This is a genomic window from Streptomyces marianii, assembly GCF_005795905.1.
GTDB classification, from domain to species: Bacteria; Actinomycetota; Actinomycetes; order Streptomycetales; family Streptomycetaceae; genus Streptomyces; species Streptomyces marianii.
The window spans coordinates 128,476-153,757 of sequence record NZ_VAWE01000001.1; the positions used below are offsets into that span (position 1 = coordinate 128,476).

The following is a 25,282-nucleotide window of genomic DNA, read 5'->3' on the forward strand; positions in this document are numbered from 1 at the left end:
ATGCTCAACCGCGTGGACCTTCTCGACGGAGTTCGAGTGTCGGTAGACGATCGTCTTGCGACACCCCAAATCCCATCGTCTCGCCGCGTTCACCACAGCCCTCGTTGCCGCGCCGTCAGATCGAAGACCCTCCGGGAGCGGCAGGCCTCCGACGATGCTCTGCCGTGGAGATCCGTGAGATCCACACCGAGCACAAGGGCGCCTAAGGAGTCCGGCGCGTTCATGCCGAGTTGCGCGTTTACGGGCACATGGTCAACCGCAAGCGCGTCGAGCGCCTGATGCGCGCCAACCGGCTCGAAGGCCGCCATCTGCGGCGCCGCAAGCGCACCACGGTCCCCGACCGGCTCGCACCGCCCGCCCCGGACCTCGTCCAAGGCGACTTCACCGCCGCACGACTGGACGAGAAGTGGTGCGGCGACATCAGATACGTGCAGGTCGGTGGCTCGTGGCTGTATCTCGCCTGCGTCATCGACATCTGCTCACGCCGAGTGCTCGAGGGTCCGCGACGGCTCTTCTCAGTGCACGTACGGTCTCGCGCGAGACGTCCGGGTCCTCCATGCGCCGGTAGGTGTTCAGCAGTTCGCCCATGGACAGCCCGTGCGATGCCTCGGGACCGATGAGCTCGGGAACGTCCCCACTCTGCCGCTCTGTCGGGCTTTCGTCCGACCGAATGACTACCCTTCGTACTACTTACACCGCGCCCCGCGAGCCGCGGGGTGGAACGTCCGAGTGCGGACGGTCATGACTCGTCGGGCCGGCGGGCCCGTACAGCGACGGAAGCGAGCCGTGTCCATGGAGTTCCTGGCCGAAAGCGCCGAGTCCGGTGCCGAGTTACCTCCGCAGGAGGCCCAACCGCTGGCCGAGGTCGGGCTGTACCTGGTGGACGACGTCCGCTCCTGGACGGCGCATCCGACGGGGGCCACGGTCGGCAACATCGTCTTCCACGGCTGGCAGATGCGGTCCCTGCCGCGTGCCCCGTCCGGGCTGCCGGGCGTCGACGCGTATCTCGTCAAGGCGCGGTACGACGTGGATTTCGACCCGGAGGTACCGGGACCGCGCTGGGTGGAGGCGGGCTTCTCGTTCGACGCCAGGGACCTCGTCGTCACCGCGGCCCTGCCTGCCGGCGTGACCGGGCCCGAGCCAGCACAGACCTACGTACTGACGCGGGACCTGGACTTCGCCCTGCCGGAGGCGAACGGCACGGGGGACGGGGAAGGCGGCGGTGATGGCCCGCTCACGCGCGTGCCGCTGCCCGCGCTCACGCCGGACATCACCGTCTTCGGCGTCGGGGGACACACCTGTCGCTGGCGTCATCGCGCGGTGGGCGGCGGCGAGGTCCGGCTGGGCTCGCACACCGGATGGTTCGTCCTGCTGGTGCCGGCCGACCGCGAGGAGGTGCGCGTCACGGCGAAGGCGGGCTACGCCCTCACCGAGGAGGCGGCGCTGGGCATGCACCCCCACACCGGCACCGACGGGTTCACCGTACGGCTGCCCGTGCCCGTCCCCGCTCTCCGGGTGGCCGAGCAGTCGGCGCCGCCCATGGCGCGGGGCTCTGCGCCTTCGTACGGGCAAGGGGCGGGGGTCGTGAGCCGCCTCACCGAGATGCGCATGGGCTTCGGTGTCGACGTGGTGGGTTACTCCGACCGGGACGCGTCGGGCAGATCGGCCCTCCAGCGGCGTCTGGACCGACTCATCCGCGAGGTCCTCGGCGACCTCGGGTTCGACCTGACGCAGACGAACCACCAGCGCAACGGGGACGGCATGAACATCGTCCTGCCGCTGCGAACCGACGTCACCCGGGCCTTGCCCGGGCTGGTCAACTCGACGGCGGCCCTGCTCCGTCAGGACAACGACCGGCACACCGACCGAATGCGCCTGCGGATGGCCTGCGACGCCGGCACGTTCGCGGCGGGGGCCAACGGTTACGAGGGGGAGGCGGTCCTCGGCTTCTGCCGCTTGTTGGACAGCCTTCCGTTGCGCGACGCCCTCGCGCCCCATCGGAACGCCGAGCTCGGCGTGCTGGTCAGCACGTTCCTCTACGAGCAGGTAGTGGCTCCGGGCCATCCTGGGCTGGACCCGGGCGACTTCACCCGGGTGACCGCAGTGGTGAAGCGTTTCCAGGCGGACGCCTGGCTGTACACATCTCCGGCTGCCGGGGACACCAGGTGACCCGGCCCGCGGCCGACCGCGCGGCCCTCCTCGCGACCGTCCGGGCGTACGCCGAGACGCCCGGCGGCGACGGCAGGGACGGCGCTGAGGAGGCCCTGGCGCGCCTGCTGGAGCGAACCGGCGACCTGTTCGACGACGTGGAGGTGGCCGTCGCGGCCGGACGGTTGCACCTCCGACACGCGGCGGCCCGAGAAGCCGGCGGGGAAAGCGCGGAGGCGGACCTGCGGACGGCCGCCTGGTACTTCCTGCCCTTGGTCGCCGAGGGCGCGGAGCCGCCTCGGGCCGTCCGCGATCTCTACGAGCGGGCCGCGGTGACCGGTCTGCCCGGCGTCGGCCCCCCTGCCGCCCCCGGTCTCTCGCCCGGCGCGTGCCACGACGGGATGGTGACCGCGATGGAACGGCACGGACAGGGCCGCCGCGGCGGAACGGCCCTGCGGCCGGCCCTGTTCGTCCTGCGGCACCTGGCGGCCACCGAGCCGGCCGGCACCGGCCGCCGGGCAGGCTACCTGTCCAACCTCTCTGCCGCTCTGCTCACCCTGGCCCGCTTCGATGACGCGGCCGGGCTGCTGGACGACGCCGTCGCGGCGGCGCGTGAGGCTCTCCGGCCTGGCGAGACCACGGCGGCCGCGGCGACGGAGCCCGCCGTGGCCACGCACCCCGGCACTGACACCGACCCCGGGCCCGATCCCCGGTCCGGCCCCGGAATCGGTCCGGCTCCGGCGGCGCAGGACGGACCGGCCGCCGGACCGGCCGACCACGACCTGGCCGACCGCCTGATGAGCCTCGTAGGTGCCCTGCACGCCCGCTACGGCCGGACCGGTGACGTGGAGGACCTGCGCGAGGCCCTGGCAGCGGGCCGCAGGGCCGTCTCCCTCGATCCCGCACCGTCCGGAAGCCGGGCGCGCAACCGCACGAACCTCGCCCTGGCCCTCCTGTCGCATCACGAGCTCACCGACGACGAGGACGCCCTCGTTGAGGCGGCGACCCACGCTCGGCTGGCTGTCTCCCTCGGGCCCGACGGTCCCTCGGCCGCCGTACCCCTCGCCAACCTCTCCGCCGTACTGGGAACGCTGGGAACGCTCCGCGCGGACGCCGACACCGTACGGGAGTCCGTCGACGCGGCCAGACGGGCCGTGCAGTGCGGCGGTGACGCCCTCGACGGACCCGAGGAGTTCGGGCTCGCGCTGGCCCAGTCCCTCTTCGACCTGTACCGCGTCACCGGCGACCCATCCGTCCTCGACGAGTGCTCCGAGATCTGCCGCGCGGCTCTCACCGCAATGCCCGCTCGCCATCCGGAACGGCACCGGTACCTGCTGACGCTCGGCCGGGCCCTGCGCGCTACGGCACGTTCCGCGGCGGACTGCGGACCCGCGCTGTCCGCCGCGGTCGACGCCCTGCGGGAAGCGGTGGCGGCCACGCCGCCCGGCCACCCGGCCAGAGCCGACACGCTCGGCAACCTCGTGCTCGCCCTGCAGGACGTCTACGACCGCACCGGCGACCCCCGGATCCTGGACGAGGCGATCGACACCGGCCGACTCGCCGTACAGGCCGCGGCCTACGGCGGATCCGCACACCTGAAGATCCAGGGCAATCTCGCCAACTCCCTGCTCGACCGCCACTACCGGACCGGCGCCACCGCCGATCTCGACGAGGCGGTGGACATCGGCCGTGGCGCGGTGGCCGCGACGCCGCCCGGCCACGCCGACGAAGCCGCCCATCTCACCTCACTGGCCCACCAGTTGTTCGTCCGAGCCCAAGCAGTGGGGGACGAGTCGGTCCTGGAGGAGAGCATCAGCACGGCGCGCCGGGCCGTCGACGCGGCGCGCCCGGGGAGCACCACCGCGGTCGCCGCGCGGTCCAACCTGTCCACCGCGTTGGCGACGCTTTTCGAGCGGACCGGGGAACTGGCGGTCCTGGACGAGGCGGTGGCGCTCCGGCGCGAGACGATCCGCGCCACGCCGGCCGGCTCACCGACGCTCGCGGGCCTGCTCTCCAGCCTCACCGGGGTGCTCCGCATGCGCTACGACCGCATCGGAGACCGTGCCGCGCTGCGGGAAGCCGCGGAGTGTGCCCGCCGGTTGATGTCCGCCCTGCTACCGGCGCAGCCGGAATACCCCCTGCGCATGGCAAACGTGGCCGCCACTCTCCACCAGTGGAGCGACCTCGCCCAGGACGACGACGCGGGCGAGGCGGCCGCGGCCGCGGCCAGGCTCGCGGTGGACTCGGTGCCCGAGACTCACCGGGCGCGGCCCGCCCTGCTGAGCAACCACTGCGGCATCCTCCTCGGACGCTACCGGCGGACCGGATCCCTCGCCCTGCTCACCGACGCCGCGGCCGCGGCCGACGACGCCGTTCGCACCGCGCACCGCGACGACCCGGACCGGCCGTTGTACCTGCTGAACCTCGCGATGGCATCGCGGTCGCGGCACGAACGCACCGGCGAGCCGGACGTCCTGGTCGAGGGCCTCCGTGCGGCCGAGAAAGGGCTTCGCCTCGCTCCGGCCGGGCATCCGCTCCGGCCTCGGCTGCTGTCCCAGGTCAGCCTGGGGCTCCAGGCCCGCTACCAGCGCGGCAACGAGCTGCGGCACCTGACCGAGGCGGTCGAAGCGGCCCGCGAGGCCGCCGCGGCGTGCCCGTCCGGTCACCCGGACCGGTCCATGTACCAGTCGAACGAGCAATTGTCAATTCCTGTGGATCACCGTGGGGAGCCTCAAGTGGCCCGCAGCCATTGATCGAGAACTGTGAAGTCTTCGTTGGTGAGGCCGCGGGACGACGCGATGCGGTGGAGGAAGGCCGGAGCGGGGTGGTTGGTGGACACCCAGTCCCGATCGGCGTCGGTGATCTCGTCATCGACCCAGATGAACGGGCGTCCGCCTGCCCATGCCGCCAGGGTTCGGGTCTTCCAGTGGAGCCCGAACCACTGGTCCTCGCGTTCCTGCGCGTCGGAGGGTTCCGGCCAGTGCACGACCGGCAGCGGCGGCAGGCCGAGCAGCGGTGCGATGTCGGTGTTCGCCGTCTCCTCCCACGTGGTGGCCCAGACCAACTCGCACGGCAGTGCCGCGAGGCGCGGTCCGAAGCGCGGGTCGAGCCGCATCAGGTGCGAATCTGTCGTGGTGCTTGACGGCTCGCGCTGCGAGCCGTCACCGAACGGGAGGAGAGGTCCGTCGACGTCCAGGAACAGCAGCGGGAGTTCCTTGGGCTCACTCATGCCGCAACCTCCCGCTCACGCTCGACCAGGACGCCACGTTCGAAGCGGGCGCCGCTGCGGACGAGGGCGACGAGGTGGGGTGCGGTGATCGCGCGCCAGCGGGCCTGGGCGGACTCGGCGAGCTTGAACACCATCGCCAGGGCCGCGGCCGGGCTGCCGGCGCCGCGGGTGACCTTGGTCCGCAGCTTCACCGTGCTGAAGGTCGACTCGATCGGATTCGTCGTGCGCAAATGGACCCAGTGCTCGGCCGGGAAGTCGTAGAACGCCAGGAGTTCATCGACGTCGTCGGTGATCTTCTTGACGGCCTTGGGCCACTTCGCGCCGTAGGAGCGCCCGAAGTCCTTCACCGCCTTCTCGGCGTGGTCGCGGTCCTCGGCGTTGTAGATCTCCTGCAGTGCCTTCTTCGCGCCGGGCTGGGCCGATCCCGGTAGGGCGTTGAGCACGTTGCGGGTTTTGTGAACCCAGCACCTTTGATGTCTGGCCTGCGGAAACACCTCGGTCAGCGCCCGCCACAGCCCCATGGCTCCGTCGCCGACGACGAGCTCGGGATCGCGCATGCCGCGTCGGCGGCAGTCCCGCAGGAGGTCGGCCCAGGACTCGGTCGACTCGCGCAGGCCCTCAGCGAGCGCGATCAGCTCCTTACTGCCGTCGGTACGCACGCCCATGAGGACCAGGACGCAGGAGCGGGCCTGGCCGAGGCGGACCTTGGGGTGGACGCCGTCAGCCCACACGTACACGTAGTCGGCCCCGGACAGGTCCCGCTCCTGGAAGGCGGCGTGATCGTCGCTCCACTGCTTGGTCAACCGAGTCACCGTGGCCGACGAGAGCCCAGCGGCCGAGCCGAGGAACTGCTCCATCGCGGGCACGAAGTCGCCCGAGGACAGACCGTGCAGGTAGAGCAGGGGAAGGACCTCGCTGATCTTCGGGGACTTCCGGCACCAGGGGGCGAGGATCTTCGACGAGAACCGCTTGCGCTCGCCCGTCTCGCCGTCGACCCGCTTGTCGTTCACCCGCGGCGCCTTCACCACGATCGGCCCGGCGGCGGTGGCCACCGTCCGCTCGCGGTGGTGGCCGTTACGGACCACCAGACGGCGACCCGCCTCGTCCCGCTCACCCGCCAACTCGGCTATGTACTGGTTGACTTCGGCCTCCAGGGCCGCGGCGAGCATCCGGCGGGCGCCCTCACGGACGATGTCGTCCATCAGGGAGCCGCTCTGGGTGGTGCCGTCCTCGTTGACTACGCTCAGCACGGGCGTGCCTTCCCGACCCGCGCTGCAACGCGGGCCTACTCGATGACCAGAAGTCGATCACTCGGGAAGGTACGCCCTTCGCGTTCCGCGAGGCACCCTCCCGGGTCCGATCCACAGGTCTTGAGCATTGCTCCAGTCGAACCTCTCCGGGGCCCTGTTGATCCTGCACCAGTGGCAGGATCCGCAGGACGCCGAGCGGACGATCCGCGAGGCGGTCGCCGCCGCCCGCACCGCGGTCGTCGTCACCGAGCGCAGCCACCCGGACCTACCCGTCTTCCTCTCCCACCTCTGCGCGGCGCTGATGTTCCGGTACGCCGTGACCGGCGGCGCGCGGGAACTGGCCGCCGCCGTCACCGCCGGGCGCCGGGCCGTCGCCCTCTCGCCGCCCGGACACCCCGAGCAGACGCACCGGCTCGCCAACCTCACCGCCGCGTGGCGGCTCAGGTACCGCCATGACTCCTCGCCCCGCGCCCTGCGCGAGGCGGTGGCCACCGCCCGTCGCGCCGTCGCCTCCCTGGCCCCCGACCATCCCGACGAGGCGTCCGTTCTGACCGGCTGTGCCGCAGCGCTTCGCAGCGCCTGGCGCGCCGAGGCGGACCGGACCTACCTGGAGGAGGCGCTGGGCCTCTTGGACAGGGCCGTACGCTCCGCAGTCAGCCCGGTCGGGGACCGGGTCAAGGCGGCCCGCGCGCTCGGCCGGGCCGCCCTGGAAGCCGGCGAGCCCGATCGGGCCCTGCGGTCCTACGAGTCCGCCGTGGACCTGCTCGCGCAGCTCGCTCCCTGGCGGCTGACGCGCGCGGATCGGGAGTTCGGGCTCGGGGAGATGGAGGGGCTGGGCAGCGAGGCGGCCGGAGCGGCACTGAGCAACGGTGATCCGGCACGGGCCGTGGAACTGCTGGAGCAGGCACGCGGAGTGATGCTCCAGCAGACCCTCGACATGCGGGGCGACCTGGACAAGCTGGGCGCAGCCTCCACGGAGCTGGCCGAAGAGTTCGAGGCTCTGCGGAACAGACGGGACGCCGCCGACCACATCAGACTCCGCGAGGAGTTCGACGAGGCGTACGCCGGGCGGGCCGACGAAGCGTCCGGTGCGGACAGCTCCGGCGGTCGCAGCAGTCCCGGCGGCGGTCCGCACGGTCCCGGTCGGGCCCTGCGGCGCATCGCCGCCGAACGGGCCTCGATGGATGCGGAATGGCACGCACTCCTCACCCGGATCCGGGCCCTCCCCGAACTGGAGGACTTCCTGGGGCGCCCCGCCGTGGAGACGCTCCGCAGGCAGGCGGACGGCGGCCACATCATCATGCTGGCGGTCGGCAGGCACCGGGGTGACGCACTGGTGGTGACCCCGGACCCCTGCTCCCCCGTGATCGTGATCGGCCTGCCGGACGTGACCGAGAACCGGGTGATCGGCCGGGCTGAACGGCTTCTTGAGGGGCGTGTGCCGGGCTCTCCGCCGGTGACCGACTACGCGCAGGCCAAGCGGCGCATGCGGGTACTCACCGAGACCCTGGAGTGGCAGTGGGACCGGGTGGCGGGGCCCGTGCTGGAGCGGATCGGACTGACCCGGTCGTTCGGGCCGGACGATGGCCCCGGTGAGTGGCCGCGGATCTGGTGGTGCCCGGCCGGTGTCACCGCCTTCCTTCCCTGGCACGCCTCCGGCCACCACCAGGAGGACCCGACGCGCGGCGGGCCCGCCCGCACCGTCATGGACCGGGCGGTCTCCTCGTGGACGCCGACCATCCGGGCCCTGGCCCACGCGCGGCGGCCCGCGCGGACGACTGCACCGGTCACCGGTTTCGGTGCCACCGCGCCCGGGACCGGTACAGGTGCCCTGCTGGTCGACATGGCCCGGCCGGCCGGAGCGCCCCGGCCGCTGCGGCACGTGACCACCGAGATCGAACGCCTCGCCGTCCTGTTGCCCGGCGCCACCCGGGTCGGTCCTCCGCACAGCACGCCGCGGACCGTGCTGGACAGGCTGCCCGCCCACCCGGTGGTGCACTTCGCCTGCCACGCCGTCAGCGAGTGGGGTGCTCCGGGACGCAGCGGACTGCTGCTGAGCGACGGCGACGGCGACGGCGACGGCGACGGCAACGGCAACGGACGTGATGGCGGGACGGCGCGGCTCACGGTCGACGCGATCTCCTCCCTGCACATCAAGGGCGCCGACCTCGCCTACCTGTCGGCGTGCAGTACCACGCTGACCAACCAGCGGCTGGCGGACGAGTCCGTGCACATCACAGCCGGGTTCCTGCTCTCCGGCTACCGCCGGGTGATCGGCACCCTCTGGCCTGTCGACGACACCGCGGCCAAGGAGATCGCCGTCCACTTCTACACCCGGCTGACGGGGGAGGGCGGTACTGCGCCGCAGACGCGGGACGCGGCGTACGCCCTCCACCTCGCCCTGCACCAAGGGCGAGCGCGGCGGCCGTGGGCCCCGTCCCTCTGGGCGGCGCACCTGTACGCCGGTGCGTGAGTGGGGTCGGGCGCCGTCAGGCCGCAACCGCGGCGAGCACCACGAGGGCGAGGCCGAGTGCGAAGGAGACCAAGGAGGACTGCAAGTGCCGGTGCTTGGTCCAGGCGATTCTGCTCATGATGACCAGTTGCCGGCTGAGCACGGGAAGCGGCTGGGCGCGCCGCAGCGACTCGGCCAGTTCCTCGGCCTCACGGTGCATCAGATGGCCGAAATAGAGGAAATTGTCGGGTGCTTCGGCCCGCAGGGCGGAGGTTCGCAGGCGGGGCGTGACGACGAGTGCCGCGAGGACGGCCGCGACAAGGATGGACGCACAGCCGGACCAGAACAGGCACCGGACCGCCCAGCCGTGCGGGCCAACGAAGATGTTGCCGCTGCCGGAAAGCGCGATGATCGCGGCTCCGGCGGCCGATTCGAGAGTGAGGGCGAAGGATGCCTTGGCATCGACCCGGGCTGTCCATTCCCCCACCGCGGCATGGACGCGCCAGGCCGTGTCCACGGCCTTCTCCTCGGCCTCGGGGCTCACAGCGCCGCTGGCGGACATCAGGGCCTCCACCGGGGGGAGACGTGGCAGAACATCGTCGGTGTCCTCCTCGCGGGCGTCGCACGGCCCTTGCCGGTGCCGTGTATCGGAGGGCATACCCACCTTCCGGCCGGACAACGACGCGTATCCGGCACTCGCTCCCTGCCCGGCGTCTCACTGACGGTTGGAGATTATGGTGAGAACCAGGCTGAAAGGCGTGAAGGGCTGACAGGGCGAAGGAATCTGGCGTATTGCAACTCCGTTGCGGCCGGGGGTGGTTCATGACCATGGCAGGGCACACGGTGGCACAGGAACGGGGTGCTCGTCGGCACCGGGCGGACCGGGCCACCAGCGGACACAGCTGCTGGCATTCGGCTCCGTGCAGAGCTCGGATCTCGGCGACCGAGGCGGCTTCCTCCTCGGCGCGCCGCCGCGCCAGGGCAGCGTCCTTTCCGGCACGGTCATGTCGCTGCCGGCGGATGTCGGAGGTCCGCTGGCCGTCGTCCGAGACCGAGGACCAGACGGACGACGTCGTGGCGGCGTAGCTGGCGCAGACCCGGTCCCTACGTCGCGACTCTCAGTGGCGCGCCGCGACGTAGGCCACGAATGCGCCCGGGATCGCGAGCATGGCGGCCAAGTGCACCATCGCCGTACGCGGCATCCGTAGCGCAGCCGCGATCAGGAGTCCGGCGGCGAGCCACACGCCCCAGATCGTCTGTGCGGTGTCCTGAGCCTGCCGCACGGCCGCCTGTTCTGCATCGTTCGGTGCCCCTGACGTGATCCCGGAGGCGATCACCGACTGCAACAGAACACCGGACAGGACCAGGTCCCCCACTGCGACCAGGAACGCCACCGGCCCGTCGTACTCCTTCGCCCAGCGCCACAGGCTTGTGCTCGTGCTCATACGCCCAAAGACTGCCGGCGTGGTCCGGCCCAGCGCATGAGTACCGGTACTCAGTAGGAGGGGGTGCTGGGGCGGTGTTCTTGGCCCCCCGTCCTGCGCCACGACAAGCCGCACTTTGCGCGTTCGTGGGGCACGTCAACAACCGGCTACCTGGCGGTGTCGCCTTGGTCTTCCCGCTGGACACGTCCAGCCCGGACGGGTAGACGGGCATGCGAAGCCTCTGGTGGTCACGGGTTCTTCTTGGTCGAAAACCCATCTACCAGGGCCTTCACCAGTCTGTCAGCCCAACCGGCCAGCCGGGCTCGCGGGTTGGACAAGGCTCCGTGTGAGAACGATGCGAAAGGCGAGCAACCGGTGATCTGATGTCATTCGAGGGGTGATTCGGCCGATATCTCGCTCAGGCGATCCCGCCTCATGCCACGCTGGACAATCTCCTTACGCTCCTTCCGAAAGGTTCCCCCGGTGCCACTGCGCATCCCCCAGGAAGACCTCCAGTGGATCACCACACATTGCGGGCCAGAGGTCGTCGAGAGTCTCCTGCGTCAGGCACAGGACACTGGTTGGTCCGATCTGCATCTGCGACGGCCGGTGTGGACCTCGCCGGGCACGAGCTACAACGGCGCCGTCCTGTTCGTCGCCCTTGTCGCGCCCCCGCCTCAGCAACTCGTCGTCAAGGTGATCTGCGCTGGACTGCCCGGCACGGAGGCGGCCGCCCATACGGAGGCGTTGAAGGCCGCCGAGCAATTCACACGGCAACACCTGGTTGATCAGCCTCATCCGTCACTGGACCTCCCGGACGGCAGGACGGTGATGTTCCAAGAAGTCGCCGGGGACAGCCTGACCGATGTGTTCCCAGCGGGGGCCCTCCCTCACGAAGAACGGAAACCGGTCATCGAGGCGGTTGTCCGGGGATTGCTCTCCGACTGGAACAAAGACGTGCTGAAGGACGCCGGGCTCGAGCAGACAACGGTCTCGGAGTTCCTCCGCCGCGAGCTCAACGACGTGTGGAGGCGCGGCGGTTCCCTCCAGGCGTTCGGTCAGGAGCTACGCGTCCTGGATCCCGCACCGCCCTGGCTCTACAGCGACGGAATGCGGCTGCCGAATCCGTACCTGCTCGTCGAGGGAGGGCATTCAGCGCTCACGGATCCGGTGATCACGATCCTGCGGGGACTCGGCCACGGTGACCTCCACCTGGACAATGTTCTCGTGCCCAGAGAGGAAAAGCTGGTGCAGCCACAGGCGTACCGGCTCATCGATCTGTGCACCTTCAGCGTGAGCGCGGATCTCGGCCGCGACGTGGCCACCCTGCTGCTGTCCGCTCTGGTGCCGCACGTAGATCACCAGCAGGAGCTGCCGCCCGATCAGCGCCACGCCCTCATCCGGTTCATCGTGGACCCGGATGCCGCTCATCGCGCGCGGATCGTCCCCGAGGCGGCCGATCTTGTGGCAACGATCCGCCTTGCCGCCCGTGAGGCGATGCGTGGCTGGGGCGATCCGTGGGAGCGCCAGTTTCTGCTGTCCCTCATGGCGACGGCGCTGCGCTTCACGACTTACACGAAGATCAGCGAAGCCGGCCGAACATGGTTCGCCCGGCTCGCGGCCCACGCAGGTGGCGAAGTGCTGGCACGGAGCGGGGGGAAGGGCGCCGAGGCCAGGCTGTCACCGCTGGAGCCGGGCAGGGACTCCTTCTCCATGGCCGCCGGCTTCGGACGGGTGGGCCCTGCCGCACGAGAATGGGCGGCGGAGTTCGTACCGGACGAGGTGCCTCGGCGGCGGTTGTGGGACACACGGACAGGGGCGCCGGACGAGCTGGCCGTGGTCGGATTCGGCCCTGATGACACGGTGGTGGCCATCGACGGCAAGGGAGGCGTGCGCCGCTGGACCGCCTCCGGGGACGAGCTGCCCGGCACCACGGGCCGCGCGCCGCGCCTACGTCTGGGCCATCAGTCGCTGGTCGCGTCCCTGACGCACACCGTCTTGGTGGCTCGCCCGAAGCAACTGGAGATCACTCATTTCCCGCAGGGAGGACGGGCGATCCCTCGGCCGCCGGTCCCCTTGGGCAACGGCGAGCACTTCCTGGTGACCAGCGGCGGGGACGTGTTCGCCACGCACGACCGACACCAGCTGACCGTCCGGGACTTCGAGGACGGGACGCCGATCGAGACCCTGTCCTGCCCGCCTTCGATGATGGCGAGCGCGGTCAGTATCGACGCCTCGGTCATCGCCATGGCCAGTTCACGAGAGGTACACATCTACCGCCGTGGCCAGGAGCCCCTTCGACGGAGCGTGGCCAACAGCCTGTCGTTTCTGCCCAGGTTCATGCGGAAGACGACCCCTGATCCCGGCCTGCAACTCGCGGTCTCGCCTTCGGGCAGCCATGTCGGGTGCGTCACCTTCGAGGAGGTCGTCGTATGGCGCACCAGCGACGGAGGAGAGATGTACAGCCGCAAGCTCACCAAGAGGGAGGGCAGGGAGGCGCTGGGAGCGAAGGGCATGCGGCTGATCTGCACCGAGACGGGGACGCTGTTCTGGCTCAGGCGGGGACGGCTGTCCATTCCGACCATGGACGGCGGCACCCAGCTCGAACAGTCCGGCACCGGCGCCGATGTCGCCCTTTCCCGCGATGGCAGGCTGATCGCGCTGCTCAGCACGGACGGGCGGCTGGAGGTGCGGGCTCACTGACCTTGGCCGTGCTCCCGACCCAGTGGCGCCGCGCGGTTCTCCCGATGGCCCGGAGACACGGCCTTTCGACGTATGTAGGTGGCTCTGTCTGGGCATGACTCCTCTCGCGGTCGGTACGCCGCCGAGCCGACCGCCCTGGGCCCGCGGCGGCGCGTCAACGCATCGGGGGACATGCCTTGGCCGCACCGGGAACATCGATTCTCCACCGGCAGAACGACCCCGACCTGCTGCTCTTGCTCAAGGCGGCCTCCGTCTCCCACAGCCGGGCCAAACGGCTTGCCCTGGCGCACATCTGGCTCTCGCTGCTCCTGGCGGCGGTTGGCGTGGCAGGCGTGTTCGTCCCCGCCCTGGAGACACCGGGCACCCTGCTCGGTCTGATGTGGGCACTCGCGTACGCGGCGGGGGCGCGGTTGCGGGGCATCACGGAGAAGCGGCGGGCGGCCCTGCTCCAGGAAATGTTCGATGTACGTCTGCTCGGGCTCCCGTGGAACACCGTCCTCGGGGGTGGCCCGGCGGTCCCCGCCCAGGAGGTGGGCCGCGTGGCTCGTGGGTACAGAGCGTCAGAGGAACGGCTGCGCGACTACTTCTACGAAGCAACCGCGTTGCAGCGCCCGTTGGACGTCCTCGCCTGCCAGTTGCAAACCCTCGGCTGGGGTGCCCGGGTGCGTCGACGGTACGCCACGGCCGTCACGTACGGACTGCTGGTCTGGAGCCTGGCCGGTGTCGTGACGGGGCTGGCAGGCTCGATGACGGTGTCCGACCTGCTGCTCCACTGGTTCGTGCCTTCGCTGGGACTTCTCCTGCTCGGGGTGGAGACCGCTGCCGCGCAGTGGGACACCGCCGGGGCTCGTGAACACGCACAGGCGGTGGTCATGGATGCCATGCGTGCACACGTCTCGCGCGGGTGCCCCGCCGAGAATGTGCCTGAACTGCTCCAACTGGCCCGGCAGGTCCAGGACGTGCTCCTCCAGACTCGGCTGCAACAGGTCCGAGTGCCCGACTGGTTCTTCCGACGATTCCAGAGCAATGACCGAGAGGACTTCGTCCAGGCGATGCGAGAACTGGATCGCCTGGGCGCTGACCCGACGGTCTGACGGGCGTGAGCCTCATGCCGAGCGGGAAGCATGGTCGGCCCCGACTCGCCGTGGCGCTGCGTCTACGGCACGCCGCCTCAGGTGACTTGGAGGACCTGGAAGCAGCCGTCACCCTGCACCGGGGAGGCGCCGGCCGCACGGAACCCGGCGGGCCTCGGACGCCGGGGCTGCTGAGGGAGCCGGCGAACGACCTGCTGGACCGCTTCTCGGTCCGAGGGCAGGTGGTGGATCGGGACGAGAGTCTCGCGTGCCTGAATGAGGCGGTCGCAGGCCCCGCCCGTCCGACTTCCAGGCCGCGATGACCGAACTCCACAACGTGGTGCGGCGGGACTCCGCACCACGGGGGGTGACTCCGGCCGATGGTTCTCACACGCGTCGGGGAACCGTCCCACCTCGGGCGCGGCGTCGGTGGCGTCCACGGAATGAAGAGGGGCCCGCCGCTGTGCGATGGGTCAGGTCCGCTCGCCGAGCAGCGCCGACACCTGGGCCGGCAGCGGGCGTTCACCGTCCGTGAGCGAGGAGGGATTCAGTCGGCGCAGCAGCGGCGCGTACTCCCATCCCGTCGGCCTGGACGCCAGCGCCAGGGCCCGGGCGCGGTGTCGCTCCGCCGTCTCCGTGCGGCCCAGGTCGCGCAGGATGTCCCCGCGCGTCGCGTGGGCTTCGGCGGTGAACCACCGGTACTCGCCCTCCGCGCGGTGGTCGAAGCCCTCGGCCAGCAGGCGCAGGGCCCGCTGCGCGTCGCGCGGCGCATATGCCCGGGCCAGGGCGATACGGATCGGGAGTTCCTCTTGGACCAGGACGAACTGCCGCGTGCGGCCCAGGGCCTGCTCCAGCAGCGGCAGGGCGTCGTCCAGCAGTCCGAGCTCAACCAGGCACTGTCCGGTAAGGCGGCCCGCCTCGATGAGCGGGGCGGTGTATCCGCTGCGGCGGGTACTCGCCAGAGCGAGGGACCGCTCCCCCAGGCGCAGCGCCCGCTCGGGTTCACCCGCCCACAGTGCCAGGTCCCCGTCCCGCAGGGCGAGCCACTCCTGCGTCGGGTAGGCGCTGCCGAGCCGGTCCCGCAGCCGTACGACCTCCTCCACTGGGCGACCGCTCTGCGCCAGGACCAGGGCGAGGTAGGTCAGCGGCACCGAGGTGTCCGCCGCGTTGGCCAGCGCGTGACGCACCGCGGTCACCGCGGCCTCGCCGGCCTCTTCCAGCGCGTCGGTGTAGAGCAGGACGGAGGCAAGGTTGCTCCACGCCGTGGGGTCGGCGCCGCGGCCGGGAGTGCGCAGTGCCTCCCGGAGCAGTTCGGCGGCGCGTGTGTTGTGACCCAGCCACTGGTACGTCAGCGCGGCGGCGTTGTGCACACCGGCCCGGATCTGGGGCGTGCGCAACGGGCTGTCGCTCCGCATGCCGTGCGGCCACAGCCGGTTGAGTAGGGTCATCCGTTCCTGGTGCTCGCGGATCGCGAAGGTGAGCGGCGTGTGCAGCGTGCGGAGGTAGTACGACCCGGCCTCGTCGTAGGCGTCGTGGAGAGCGGGGTCGGCGTCCGCCCGGTCGCACAGCGCGTGGAAGAACTCGAGCGGGCCACGCAGGTCCCCCAGTCCGCGCACGCGCGGCGGCGTCACGTCCGCGCCCTTGGCCCGCAGCTCGGCGAGAACGGCCAGGGCGACCGCCCCGGTGTCGCCCTCGCGCGCCAGCGCCACCTTGACGACCGGATGCATGGACCAGCGGGCGGTGCCGTCGCTGTCGGTGACCCTGCCCATCAACCCGAGGCCGACCAGCCTGGAGAGCGTGTGCTCCGTCGTGTCGGTGCTCTCGGCAGCGTCGCCGAGCCGCCGCAGCATGGCGTGCACCTCGGCGGTCGTCCAGGCATCGGCGGCGGAGGCGGCCACGCGGGCCGTTCGGCGTTCCCGTTCCGACAGGGCGGTCACGACCATTTCGAGGACCGCCGCACTGGTCACGGCGACCTCGTCGGTGACCTGCTCCGGGATGCCGCTGTGGGCGACGGCCGTGGCCAGTTCGCTCGGAGTGACGAGGCGGGAGCCCAGAGCACGGCAGACGATCTGCGTCAAGAGCGGGTGACCGCCGGTCAGCCGTTCGATCTCTGTGGCGAGCACCGGGTCGTCGGACACCCCGAACCGTCTGCTGAGCAGACTGCTCTCCGCGGTGTCCAGAGGCCCGAGATCGAGGTGGGCGACCTGCCGGGACTTCTCGAGCAGCGACGGCACCAGCCGGGTGTTGACCAGGAGCCTGGACTCGCCGCCGGAGAGCACACCCTGAATCAGGGCGACGACCCGCTCGTCGACGATACCGAGGCCGAGGCCGCCCTCACCGGTTCCGCTTCCGGACTCGGTGTCCTCCTCGCCGGCTCCGGCCGACCCTCCGCTCGCACCGGGCCGACTCGGTCCTTCACCGTGCTGATAGACCGACAACTGTCGTTCGAGGGCGTCGAAAACCAGCAGACAGCGACGGCTCTGCACCACGGACAGCGCGCGGGACAGCTCGGAGTCCGTCCGCGAGTCCGAAGACGGGCCGCCGAGCGCGGCGAGGGAGCGGACGAGGGCCCCGGCCTCGCCCCCCAGGTCGGAGAAGGACCACCACACACCTACGTCGAAAGCGCTGTGCTCCCGCCGCTGCACCTCGGTGAGACCGGTCTGGAGAAAGTTCCACACCAGGGCCGACTTGCCCATGCCGCCCACCGCCCGCACCACCAGCGCGGCGGGGGTGTCCGGGCCGGAGCCGGCCACGAAGGCCCGGACGGCATCCGTCTCCCGCTGTCGCCCGACCAGCCCTCCGGGGGCCGTCAGCAGCCCATACCCGGTCGTCGAGAGCCAGTGGATCGGCCGGGGCGTCGCCTCGGCGGGCTCCTGCCGGTGTGCCGCGCCGGGAACGAAGCGGCAGATCAGGGGTGGGCGCCGGGGATCGGCCGGGAGCCTGACATCCGGGCGCAGTGCCCGGAGTGCCGCGTGCGCGGCCCGTGCGGCCAGCCGGAAGAACCACCAGCGTCCCCACTCGCCGTGCCTCACATAGGACAGGTGGACCAGGGCGCCGGCGAGGACCGACAGCAGGTAGTGCCGGTGCCAGGACTCGCGATGACTCGGCGGCAGGATGTCGTGGCAGGCGCGGTGGACGGCCCGGACCGACGCGTCCAGGCTCTGGGGCAGCAACCCCGATGGCTCCTCCCGCCACGGGTCGAGGACGAGCTCGAGCAGGTCCTCCGCCGCCTCGCCGCGCCGGGTGCCGTGCTCCACGGACGGCAGGTGGTCGCCGCACAGTGACAGCACGAGCGCGACGACGTCGCGGCTCAGGGGAGCATCGGACGCGTAGTGCGAGAGGTCGACGAGGCGGAGCGCCGGACGTCCGTCGGCCCGCGAGAGCCCGCCCCGCAGCGGGACGAGCACATTGCCCTGGTGCAGGTCCCCGTGGGTGTGGCCGATCAGGCAGTCGACCGTGGCGGACCCGAGTACCGAGTCCGGGCGCAGGGCTGTCACCGGGTTGGGCAACAGCCGCGGCTCCGGCTCGTCGGGCATCTCGACACAGTCCTCGTCGGGCGACAGGAGATGGCGGGAGTCGGCCCATGTGTACGCCGTCCGGCCCGGGGACAGGGCGTCGCGCAATTCGTCGCGCAGATACTCGGCGACCGTCGGCGCGGGCCTGCGCAGGACCTGCCGGCAGTCGGCCCCGTTCCAGTCCACGAGCAGCAGCCGGACCAGGGCCGCACACGCCTCGGGCAGGTCGGCAGTCCGGATCTTGTCCAGGGTGTGGGTGTTCGAAAGGTCCTCCTCCACCGACTGGAACATGATGCGGCGCCCGTCCGGCAGGTCCAGCGGCAGAAAGGGCTGAAGCACCATGTGTCGGTCGGCGAAGTCCGGGGCCGACGCCCGTGCCCGGTTGTGCCGGTCGGGTTCACCGGCCTCCTCGGCGGTCGGCAGCACCTTGACGATCAGGTGGTCGTCGCCACCGTCCGGCCGGGTGTACAGGACTCGCGCGAGCACGGCGCCGCTGTAGCCTCCGCGCTGCCAGCGCATGTAGGGCTGCCGCAGTCGGTCGCCGAACGCCGTGCGCAGGGCTGCGGCGACGGCAGGGTCGAACAGTCCGGCAAGCGCGTCGCCGGCCGGATCCTCGGTATGGGTGCCGGTCGTCATCCACGCTCCGGACACGGTACCGGCCGGCCGACGTGGCGCGGGTCACCCGGCCGAGCCCGCCCGCGGCACCCGCCAGGCGCTGACGCGCGGCGACCGCCAAGCCCGTCCACCGGGCACGGCAGTCCGCGCCAGGCGCCGTCAACTCCACAGCCAGGAGCGGGATGTCCGTACCCCGAGCTGGGAAGTGCGTGCGTCTGATCGCCGGGGCCGCACGCCCGGCTGCCCGGGGCGTACGTCAGGCAACGAGACCCGTGGGCCGAGCCGTCAAGTCCTTCCGTCCGGCGGCGCCTTCCGCACTCCAGGTCGTCGGGGGGCCGGTACGGGACGGTCGGCAGGCATCGCGGCGGCAACGCCGACGGTGTCAGAGCACCCATGTCCACCCCCCCTGACCGCCGGACGATACCCGTGGGCCCCGTCACCCACCGCGTCCGGACTCCGGGGACATTCCCCGGAGCCGTGCGCCGTAAGCCTTGCGGCACACGGTCCGCCAGTCGGTTCCGCGGTATGCCCTCCTCGGCCTCGCAGCTGCTGATCGCTCCGACCGCCACGGACGGGTCCGCCTCAGCTGCTCCGGATCTGACGAACAAGGGTCCGGTGATGTTGCTGACCGGGTATCAGACCCCCGCCGCCATCCGCCGCGCGGGAGCGAAACGGATCGAGACCTGGCTGAAGAACCGCAAGGTTCACGGCGCCGCCGCCCTGGCGCGAACCGTGGCGGAGGCCGCCCAGGCCCAGCACACCGCGCTGCCCGGCGAGAAGCTGGCCGCCACCATGGTGGTCCGGCTTGCGAAGGGGGTGACGGCCCTCGACGAGGAGATCGCCGAGCTTGACGCTCTGGTCGACGCCCGGTTTCTCGAGCATCCGAATGCCGAGGTGATCCGCAGCCTGCCCGGGGTGGGCCCCAGACTCGGCGCCGAGTTCATCACCGCGACCGGCGGTGACATGGACGCCTTCGGGAGCGCGGACCGGCCGGCCGGCTGCGCCGGGCTGGCGCCCAGACCTCGTGCCTCCGGCCGCGTCAGCGGCAACCTCCACAGGCCCAGGCGCTACCACCGCGGCGAGCCGGGTACCTATCGGCCATGGTCAACCTGCGATGCCGCCCGGAGTCCAAGGCGTACTACGAACCGGAAGCGCAGCGAGGGGAAAGGGCACAAACAAGCCCTGCTTGCCCTTGCCCACCGCCGCGTCAACGTCCTGTGGGCGGTGATCCGTGACGGACAGCGCTACCAATCATCACCGCCTGTTACACCTACCGCTTGACAACGAGATCGGGAAGCTCCATCTCCAGCTCACGGATGCGTTTGTCCTTCTCCCCGGCCTCGGTCCGCAGCCGCTCCAGCTCCGCCCGCTCGCTCTCCCGCAGCCGGCCACCCGGCGGCTCGGCCGCCGGCCGGTCCGACGACGACGACGACCCGCTACGCCTCGCCCGCGACACCCAGCCGTGCAGCGTTCCGGGATGGATGCCCAGATCCTCGGCCACCTCCGGAATCGGCTTCCCGGTCTCCGTCACGATCCGCACCGCCCCCTCACGGAACTCAGCGTCGTAGATGCGCTTCCTGGATGCCATGACCCCCCAACTGTCCCTCCGGTCACGGTCTCCACAGTAGGAGGGGAGGTGCAAAGCCAGTTCAGATGTCACCCGATCGTGCGGCAGACCCGATTTGACACCCTCACAACGGGTTGTGATCGTAGGCAGCTTGGAGGCCGGCGTAGGACGAGTTCAGGCGCGCTGATTCCGATTCGTCCATGGGAAGGACGAGGCACCGCTCAGCCCCTGACGCGCCCACCACGCAGGGCAGGGAGACGACCGTTCCGGGTGGAAGGCCATAACCTGACGCCGCCAGGCACGAAACAGGCAGGATGTGTTTCTCGTCCCTTACCACCGACTGCACCAGCGCCGCAACCGCCGTAGCCGTCCCGAAGCTCGTATGGCCCTTCCGCCGGTGGATCTCCGCTCCCCTGGAATGGGTGAACGACTCCAGATCCTTCTTCGCCTCGTCCCAGCCGATGCCGGGGCCGGCCGGGAACGCCGTAACCGGGACTCCGCCGATGAGAGCCGACGACCAGACGACGAACGCGCTCTGCCCGTGCTCCCCGATGACGTAGGCGTGGACGTTGGCGTGGTCGACGCCTATCCGCCGTCCCAACGCGTACCGGAGGCGAGCCGTGTCGTTCACCGTCCCGCTGCCCAGCACCAGATTCGGTGGGCGGTGCGTGTGTTCCAGCATGACTCTGGTCAGCAGCTCGACGGGATTGCTGACGATGACGACGACCGCCTCGGGCGCCACCGCATCGAGTGATGCCACCACGTCCTTGATGATGGGGGCGTTCACGCCGAACAGCTCAAGCCTGTCCTGGCCGGTGGCCACGGTCGGCCCCACCGCCACCACCACGACACCCACCTCGGACAGGTGGCGCAGGTCGTCCGTGACCCTCACGTCCTGCTCCCGTAGATGCGACACCGCGTCCGCGATGTCCCAGCCCTCGCCCTCAGCACGCGCGCGCACACGGTCGTACAGCACCACCCGGCGGGTCACCTCCCGCAGGACGAGAGCATTGGCAATCGCCGAGCCCAGATGCCCGGCACCCAACACGCCCACCGCCGTACTCGGCGCAGCCCCCATGGACCTGCCTCCTCTCGGAGGAGCCGGCCCCTGATCCAGGATACCGTCGGCACGGCCGCCACGCCTTGCGGCCCCGTGCCCGCCCGTCGCGTTGCAGGCATCCCTCTGCCGGCGGGCGGATTCGCCCTGGGAGCTCACGGACGCGGTGTGCGCGGAGGGGCACTTCCGGCTGTCCACGCCCCGGACACAGCAGTCGCACTCCCGTCGAACCCCGGTCACCCCGTCGATCGTCGCGTAGTGGTGCCCCGGACGTCGAACGGCGGTGCGCGCCCCGGGTGGTCCGTGGCGAAGTCCTCGCCGATGTCGTCGACGGTGTCGGCCACGGTCGCCGGTGATGCGGATGATCCCGGCGTACGGCTGGTCGATGTCCTCGATGAGGAGCAGGGAGCCCGTGAACAGGGCGGCCAGGGTACCCAGCAGCACGATGTGCGCGGGTCCGCGCTTGTGCGGCAGTCCGAAGGCGAATACCCCGACGGCCGCGACACCTGGTGGGCCATCGGAATTTCACCTGAACATGCTTCCGGCGATCGGATTGGCCATCCGATGCCCGTGGACGGATATCCGTTCCGCGTCGGGAATAGATTCATCTGAAGAATTCCGGAAGGGGCTCCTTACGCCTCGGGAACCGCCTGTCTGCGACCGCGTAACCGGCAGTCATCGTGTCCACACCACGGGGGTGATCTGTCGATTTGCTGGATGAGTGTGGTGTGTCGAGGTCCGACAGCCTTTCCGCCCCTGGTCCAAGCCGTTGGGCGTTTGGCGTCGGCGTATGGTCGCTCCGGATTCCTGATGGCGTGCTTCGGCGTGGTGCGCCTGCCGGCGGTGGGCTCGTGACACCGGAGGTCGAAGCGGGGTGAGATCCGACTCACCGCGAAAGGACACCCGGGATTCTTGTGGGTGGGCTGCACCCCCTCCCCGGCCCGCGTCGCACGATGGCATCGCAGACTCACCGGGATCTTGTGGAATGCGTCGCGAGGGGACTCCCGTAAACGGGTCCGATGTTTCCGATCTCGTCGAATAAGGCGCCCGAGGAATCGACGTGCGTGACCCCCTGAGACTCGTCGATCGCGATCGTTCGAACCGACTTGATCGGATTACATCCACCTCGGCAATAAAGGGGTGCATTAGTATACGATAGAAATAGTCATAGGTCGCAGCGGCGACCGGACCAGGAGCAGACCCATGACCTCCGTCGCAGGTTCGACAGTCCTCGTCACCGGGGGCAGTCGAGGCATCGGCCGGGCCCTGGTCGAGTCTCTCTGCAACCGAGGCGCCAGGAAGGTCTACGCCACCGCCCGTGACCCGCGGAGCGTCACCCACCCCGAGGCGGTCCCACTACCCCTGGAGGTCACCGACCCCGCGTCAGTGGCCGCCGCGGCGGAGCGGGCGCGCGACATCACAATCCTGATCAACAACGCCGGCACGACCCTCAGAGCGTCGCTCCTGACCTCACCGGTGGACGACATCCGCCACGAGTTCGAGACCAACTTCTACGGCCCGTTGAATATGACCAGGGCGTTCGTCCCGATCATCCAGGCCAATGGCGGCGGCCATCTGCTCAATGTGCACTCCGTCCTGTCCTGGATCGCCTCCCCCGACTTGGAGGCCTACAGTGCCTCGAAGGCCGCGCTGTGGTCCCAGACCAACGCGCTGCGCCTGGAACTACGGTCGCGCGGCATCAACGTCACCGGGCTGCACGTCGGTTGCGTCGACACCGACCTCTCGGCGCACATCGACACACCGAAGACGTCGCCAGGAAGCGTTGCGGAGCAGGCGCTGGACGGAATCGAAACCGACGCCTACGAAGTGCTGGCCGACGACAGGTCCCGGCAGGTCAAGACGGGCCTGGCCGAGGGACTTGCCTCCCTGTACCCGGAACTGGCGGGCTGACCCGCACGGGCCGGCACCTTTCCGCGGGAGCGGAGGGAGTGCCTGACTTGTTGAATCGACCGCAGGCGCTCGGTCTGCAGCCGTAGCGTTCCAGGGCGCCGGTCGGCACGGGCTCGGGTGGTGTCTTGCCGCGCTGCGGGCTGGCTCATGCGGACCGGCCGGGCGCGGGCCCGGCCGCAGGGCACCGCCTCCGGCGGGGCTGCCACAGCACCTCAGCAGCCCGCGAGGGGGCCGCGAGGGCGTCACCTCCCACCCCCGCCGGGACGACGGCCGAAGGCGCGGTGGAATGGCGCGGTGGAATGGCGGGCACCGCATCACTGATGACAGCCGGTACGGCCATTCATGCGGTGCGTCATGAAGCGCGTTCCAGGAACGAAAGGTGCGAAACCGAGCAGGTTATCCTTGAAGGACTGACCCGCTACCAAGGCCCGTGACTGAGCCATGCCCGCCGCAGACTCCCTCAGGACCCCGGACCCCCGTCCACCCGCCGCCCGCACTCCCGAAACCGCCCCGCCCGGCCCCACCGAGCGGCCCCACGAACTCCGTCGTGTCCTGGGCCTCTTCCGGCCCTACCGAGGGCGCATCGCCCTCGTCGGCCTCCTGGTCGGAGCCTCCTCGCTGGTGGCCGTCGCCTCACCCTTCCTGTTGCGCGAGATCCTGGACACCGCGATACCCCAGGGGCGCACCGGGCTGCTCGGCCTCCTGGCCATGGGCATGATCGTGATCGCCCTGGTGTCGGGCGTCTTCGACGTGCTCCAGACATTGCTGTCCACCACGGTCGGTCAGCGGGTCATGCACGATCTCCGGACTTCCGTCTACGAGCGTTTGCAGAAGGTTCCCCTGACCTTCTTCACACGAACCCGCAGCGGCGAGGTGCAGTCCCGAATCGCCAACGACATCGGCGCGATGCAGGCCACTGTCTCGTCCACGGCCACATCCCTGGTCTCCAATTTCACCACGGTGGTGGCCACGGTGGTGGCGATGCTGGCACTCGACTGGCGGCTGACCGCTCTGTCCCTGCTGCTGCTCCCGTTCTTCTCCTGGATCAGCTTCCGGGTGGGCCGCGAACGCAAGAAGATCACCGCCCGCCGCCAGAAGCAGCTGGCCTCCATGGCGGCTGTCGTCGCGGACTCCCTCTCCATCGGAGGCGTCCTGCTGGGCCGGACCATGGGACGGTCGGAATCGCTGACCGAAGCCTTCACGGAGGAATCCGGGAAGGTGGCTCGCCTGCAGGTCAGCTCAAGCATGGCGGGACGCTGGCGGATGGCGTCCATCAGCATCGCCATGGCGGCCATGCCCGCTCTCGTCTACTGGGCCGCGGGGCTCGCCCTGCACACTGGTGTCGCCACCCTCTCGATCGGGACGCTGGTGGCCTTCGTGACGTTGCAGCAGGGGCTGTTCCGTCCCGTGGTGAAACTGCTGTCGATCGGTGTGAGCATCCAGGCATCTCTGGCGCTCTTCACGCGGGTCTTCGAGTACCTGGACCTTCCGACGACCGTCACCGAGCGGAAGTACCCCGTCCAGTTGGCCCGACCGCGAGGCGAAGTGCGGTTCGAGGGCGTCGACTTCGCCTACGACCCGAGCAACGAGCCGACTCTGCAGGACATCGACCTCCGCGTACCGGCCGGGACATCCCTCGGAGTGGTGGGTGCGACGGGCTCGGGCAAGAGCACGCTCGGACACCTGGTACCCCGCCTCTACGACGTCAGCGCGGGCCGGGTGACCCTCGACGGCGTCGATGTCCGCGACCTCGGCTTCGACACCCTGTCCCGGACCGTGGGGGTGGTCTCCCAGGAGACGCACCTCTTCCACGCGTCCGTGGAGGAGAACCTCCGCTTCGCGGCTCCGGAGGCGACGGACGAGCAACTCGTCGAGGCCGCGCGAGCGGCCCGGATCCACGACCACATCGTGTCCCTCCCCGACGGCTACGACACGGTGGTCGGAGAGCGCGGCCATCGCTTCTCGGGCGGCGAGAAGCAGCGGCTGGCCCTGGCGCGCACCATGCTGCGCAACCCACGCATCCTCATCCTCGACGAGGCCACCAGCGCTCTGGACACCCGCACCGAACACGCGGTGCAGCAAGCCATCGAAGCCCTGTCGGCCGGACGCACCACCATCACCATCGCGCACAGGCTGTCGACCGTGCGGGGCGCCGACCGGATCGTGGTCCTGCACGACGGACGCATCGTCGAGCAGGGCACCCACGAGGAGCTCGTGGAGCGTGACGGCAGGTACTCGGAGCTGGCACGTCGCGACGCCGAACCGATTCCGGTCGCCGTGTGAGGCAGCCAGGGAGAGGTCGGGACGCCCTCCAGGCTGCCGCACTGGTCAATCTGGC

15 protein-coding genes and 2 pseudogenes are annotated in these 25,282 nt (G+C 70.5%); 10 read left to right on the forward strand and 7 right to left on the reverse strand.

The genetic code is table 11. The features are described 5' to 3' along the window. Positions 1–95 precede the first annotated feature (95 nt). From FEF34_RS00560 to FEF34_RS00565, 3 genes and pseudogenes are all read left to right on the forward strand, one after another. Positions 96–494: pseudogene (locus tag FEF34_RS00560) on the forward strand (IS3 family transposase); the annotation flags it as partial. A 292-nt stretch (positions 495–786) separates the two neighbouring features. Continuing rightward, positions 787–2,169: a hypothetical protein gene (locus FEF34_RS40930; RefSeq protein WP_171052759.1), complete on the forward strand. Its 1,383-nt coding sequence runs from the start codon at positions 787–789 to the stop codon at positions 2,167–2,169. Then, the gene (locus FEF34_RS00565; protein ID WP_171052760.1) at positions 2,166–4,901 is read left to right on the forward strand and encodes a tetratricopeptide repeat protein; all 2,736 of its coding nucleotides are present in this window, start codon (positions 2,166–2,168) and stop codon (positions 4,899–4,901) included. Before FEF34_RS40930 ends, FEF34_RS00565 begins: the two co-directional genes overlap by 4 nt. Here FEF34_RS00565 and FEF34_RS00570 read toward each other — a convergent pair. Beyond that, positions 4,880–5,377 (reverse strand): HAD domain-containing protein, encoded by a 498-nt coding sequence (locus FEF34_RS00570; RefSeq protein ID WP_138051381.1) that lies wholly within the window; start codon positions 5,375–5,377, stop codon positions 4,880–4,882. The genes FEF34_RS00565 and FEF34_RS00570 overlap by 22 nt on opposite strands. Continuing rightward, positions 5,374–6,627 carry an IS256 family transposase gene (locus FEF34_RS00575; protein ID WP_138051382.1) on the reverse strand — a complete coding sequence of 418 codons (1,254 nt, stop codon included), beginning with the start codon at positions 6,625–6,627 and terminating at the stop codon, positions 5,374–5,376. Before FEF34_RS00575 ends, FEF34_RS00570 begins: the two co-directional genes overlap by 4 nt. Before the next feature lie 127 nt (positions 6,628–6,754). Between FEF34_RS00575 and FEF34_RS00580 the strand changes: the two genes are divergently transcribed. Continuing rightward, positions 6,755–9,100, forward strand: coding sequence for a CHAT domain-containing protein (locus FEF34_RS00580; protein ID WP_138051383.1), 2,346 nt, complete (start codon positions 6,755–6,757; stop codon positions 9,098–9,100). Between the two features lie 16 nt (positions 9,101–9,116). Here the strand turns inward: FEF34_RS00580 and FEF34_RS00585 are convergent, their stop codons facing one another. Further along, the gene (locus tag FEF34_RS00585) at positions 9,117–9,641 is read right to left on the reverse strand and encodes a Pycsar system effector family protein (RefSeq protein ID WP_199800621.1); all 525 of its coding nucleotides are present in this window, start codon (positions 9,639–9,641) and stop codon (positions 9,117–9,119) included. 556 nt (positions 9,642–10,197) lie between these two features. Beyond that, positions 10,198–10,524, reverse strand: coding sequence for a hypothetical protein (locus tag FEF34_RS00590; RefSeq protein WP_138051384.1), 327 nt, complete (start codon positions 10,522–10,524; stop codon positions 10,198–10,200). Between the two features lie 462 nt (positions 10,525–10,986). Between FEF34_RS00590 and FEF34_RS00595 the strand changes: the two genes are divergently transcribed. Next, a complete protein-coding gene (locus tag FEF34_RS00595) occupies positions 10,987–13,206 on the forward strand; it encodes a hypothetical protein (protein ID WP_138051385.1) in 2,220 nt (739 codons plus the stop codon). Between the two features lie 176 nt (positions 13,207–13,382). Further along, a complete protein-coding gene (locus tag FEF34_RS00600; protein WP_138051386.1) occupies positions 13,383–14,300 on the forward strand; it encodes an S-4TM family putative pore-forming effector in 918 nt (305 codons plus the stop codon). 452 nt (positions 14,301–14,752) lie between these two features. Here FEF34_RS00600 and FEF34_RS00605 read toward each other — a convergent pair whose 3' ends face one another. After that, positions 14,753–18,430 carry a tetratricopeptide repeat protein gene (locus FEF34_RS00605; RefSeq protein ID WP_138051387.1) on the reverse strand — a complete coding sequence of 1,226 codons (3,678 nt, stop codon included), beginning with the start codon at positions 18,428–18,430 and terminating at the stop codon, positions 14,753–14,755. A gap of 567 nt (positions 18,431–18,997) precedes the next feature. Here FEF34_RS00605 and FEF34_RS00610 point away from each other — a divergent pair. Continuing rightward, positions 18,998–19,690 (forward strand): annotated as a pseudogene (locus FEF34_RS00610) (transposase); the annotation flags it as partial. Here FEF34_RS00610 and FEF34_RS00615 read toward each other — a convergent pair. Continuing rightward, positions 19,680–19,997, reverse strand: coding sequence for a transposase (locus FEF34_RS00615; protein WP_138051388.1), 318 nt, complete (start codon positions 19,995–19,997; stop codon positions 19,680–19,682). The pseudogene FEF34_RS00610 and the gene FEF34_RS00615 overlap by 11 nt on opposite strands. A 103-nt stretch (positions 19,998–20,100) precedes the next feature. Next, the gene (locus FEF34_RS00620; protein ID WP_138051389.1) at positions 20,101–21,054 is read right to left on the reverse strand and encodes a malate dehydrogenase; all 954 of its coding nucleotides are present in this window, start codon (positions 21,052–21,054) and stop codon (positions 20,101–20,103) included. Positions 21,055–21,336: 282 nt separating this feature from the next. On the opposite strand from FEF34_RS00620, the gene FEF34_RS00625 reads away from it, so the two are divergent. The 3 genes from FEF34_RS00625 to FEF34_RS00635 all read left to right on the forward strand — a co-directional run bounded on the left by FEF34_RS00625 (position 21,337) and on the right by FEF34_RS00635 (position 25,227). Then, positions 21,337–21,645, forward strand: a complete 309-nt coding sequence (locus tag FEF34_RS00625) for a hypothetical protein (protein WP_138051390.1) — start codon at positions 21,337–21,339, stop codon at positions 21,643–21,645. Positions 21,646–22,236: 591 nt separating this feature from the next. Then, positions 22,237–22,944 carry an SDR family oxidoreductase gene (locus tag FEF34_RS00630; protein ID WP_138051391.1) on the forward strand — a complete coding sequence of 236 codons (708 nt, stop codon included), beginning with the start codon at positions 22,237–22,239 and terminating at the stop codon, positions 22,942–22,944. A 441-nt stretch (positions 22,945–23,385) separates the two neighbouring features. Then, positions 23,386–25,227: an ABC transporter ATP-binding protein gene (locus FEF34_RS00635; RefSeq protein ID WP_138051392.1), complete on the forward strand. Its 1,842-nt coding sequence runs from the start codon at positions 23,386–23,388 to the stop codon at positions 25,225–25,227. The last annotated feature ends 55 nt before the right edge of the window (positions 25,228–25,282 follow it).

Coding starts and splice junctions, on each gene's coding strand:
- FEF34_RS00615 (WP_138051388.1), bottom strand. CDS start 19,997: ATGGCATCCAGGAAGCGCATCTACGACGCTGAGTTCCGTGAGGGGGCG.
- FEF34_RS00605 (WP_138051387.1), bottom strand. CDS start 18,430: ATGACGACCGGCACCCATACCGAGGATCCGGCCGGCGACGCGCTTGCC.
- FEF34_RS00635 (WP_138051392.1), top strand. CDS start 23,386: ATGCCCGCCGCAGACTCCCTCAGGACCCCGGACCCCCGTCCACCCGCC.
- FEF34_RS00570 (WP_138051381.1), bottom strand. CDS start 5,377: ATGAGTGAGCCCAAGGAACTCCCGCTGCTGTTCCTGGACGTCGACGGA.
- FEF34_RS00630 (WP_138051391.1), top strand. CDS start 22,237: ATGACCTCCGTCGCAGGTTCGACAGTCCTCGTCACCGGGGGCAGTCGA.
- FEF34_RS00590 (WP_138051384.1), bottom strand. CDS start 10,524: ATGAGCACGAGCACAAGCCTGTGGCGCTGGGCGAAGGAGTACGACGGG.
- FEF34_RS00585 (WP_199800621.1), bottom strand. CDS start 9,641: ATGTCCGCCAGCGGCGCTGTGAGCCCCGAGGCCGAGGAGAAGGCCGTG.
- FEF34_RS00620 (WP_138051389.1), bottom strand. CDS start 21,054: ATGGGGGCTGCGCCGAGTACGGCGGTGGGCGTGTTGGGTGCCGGGCAT.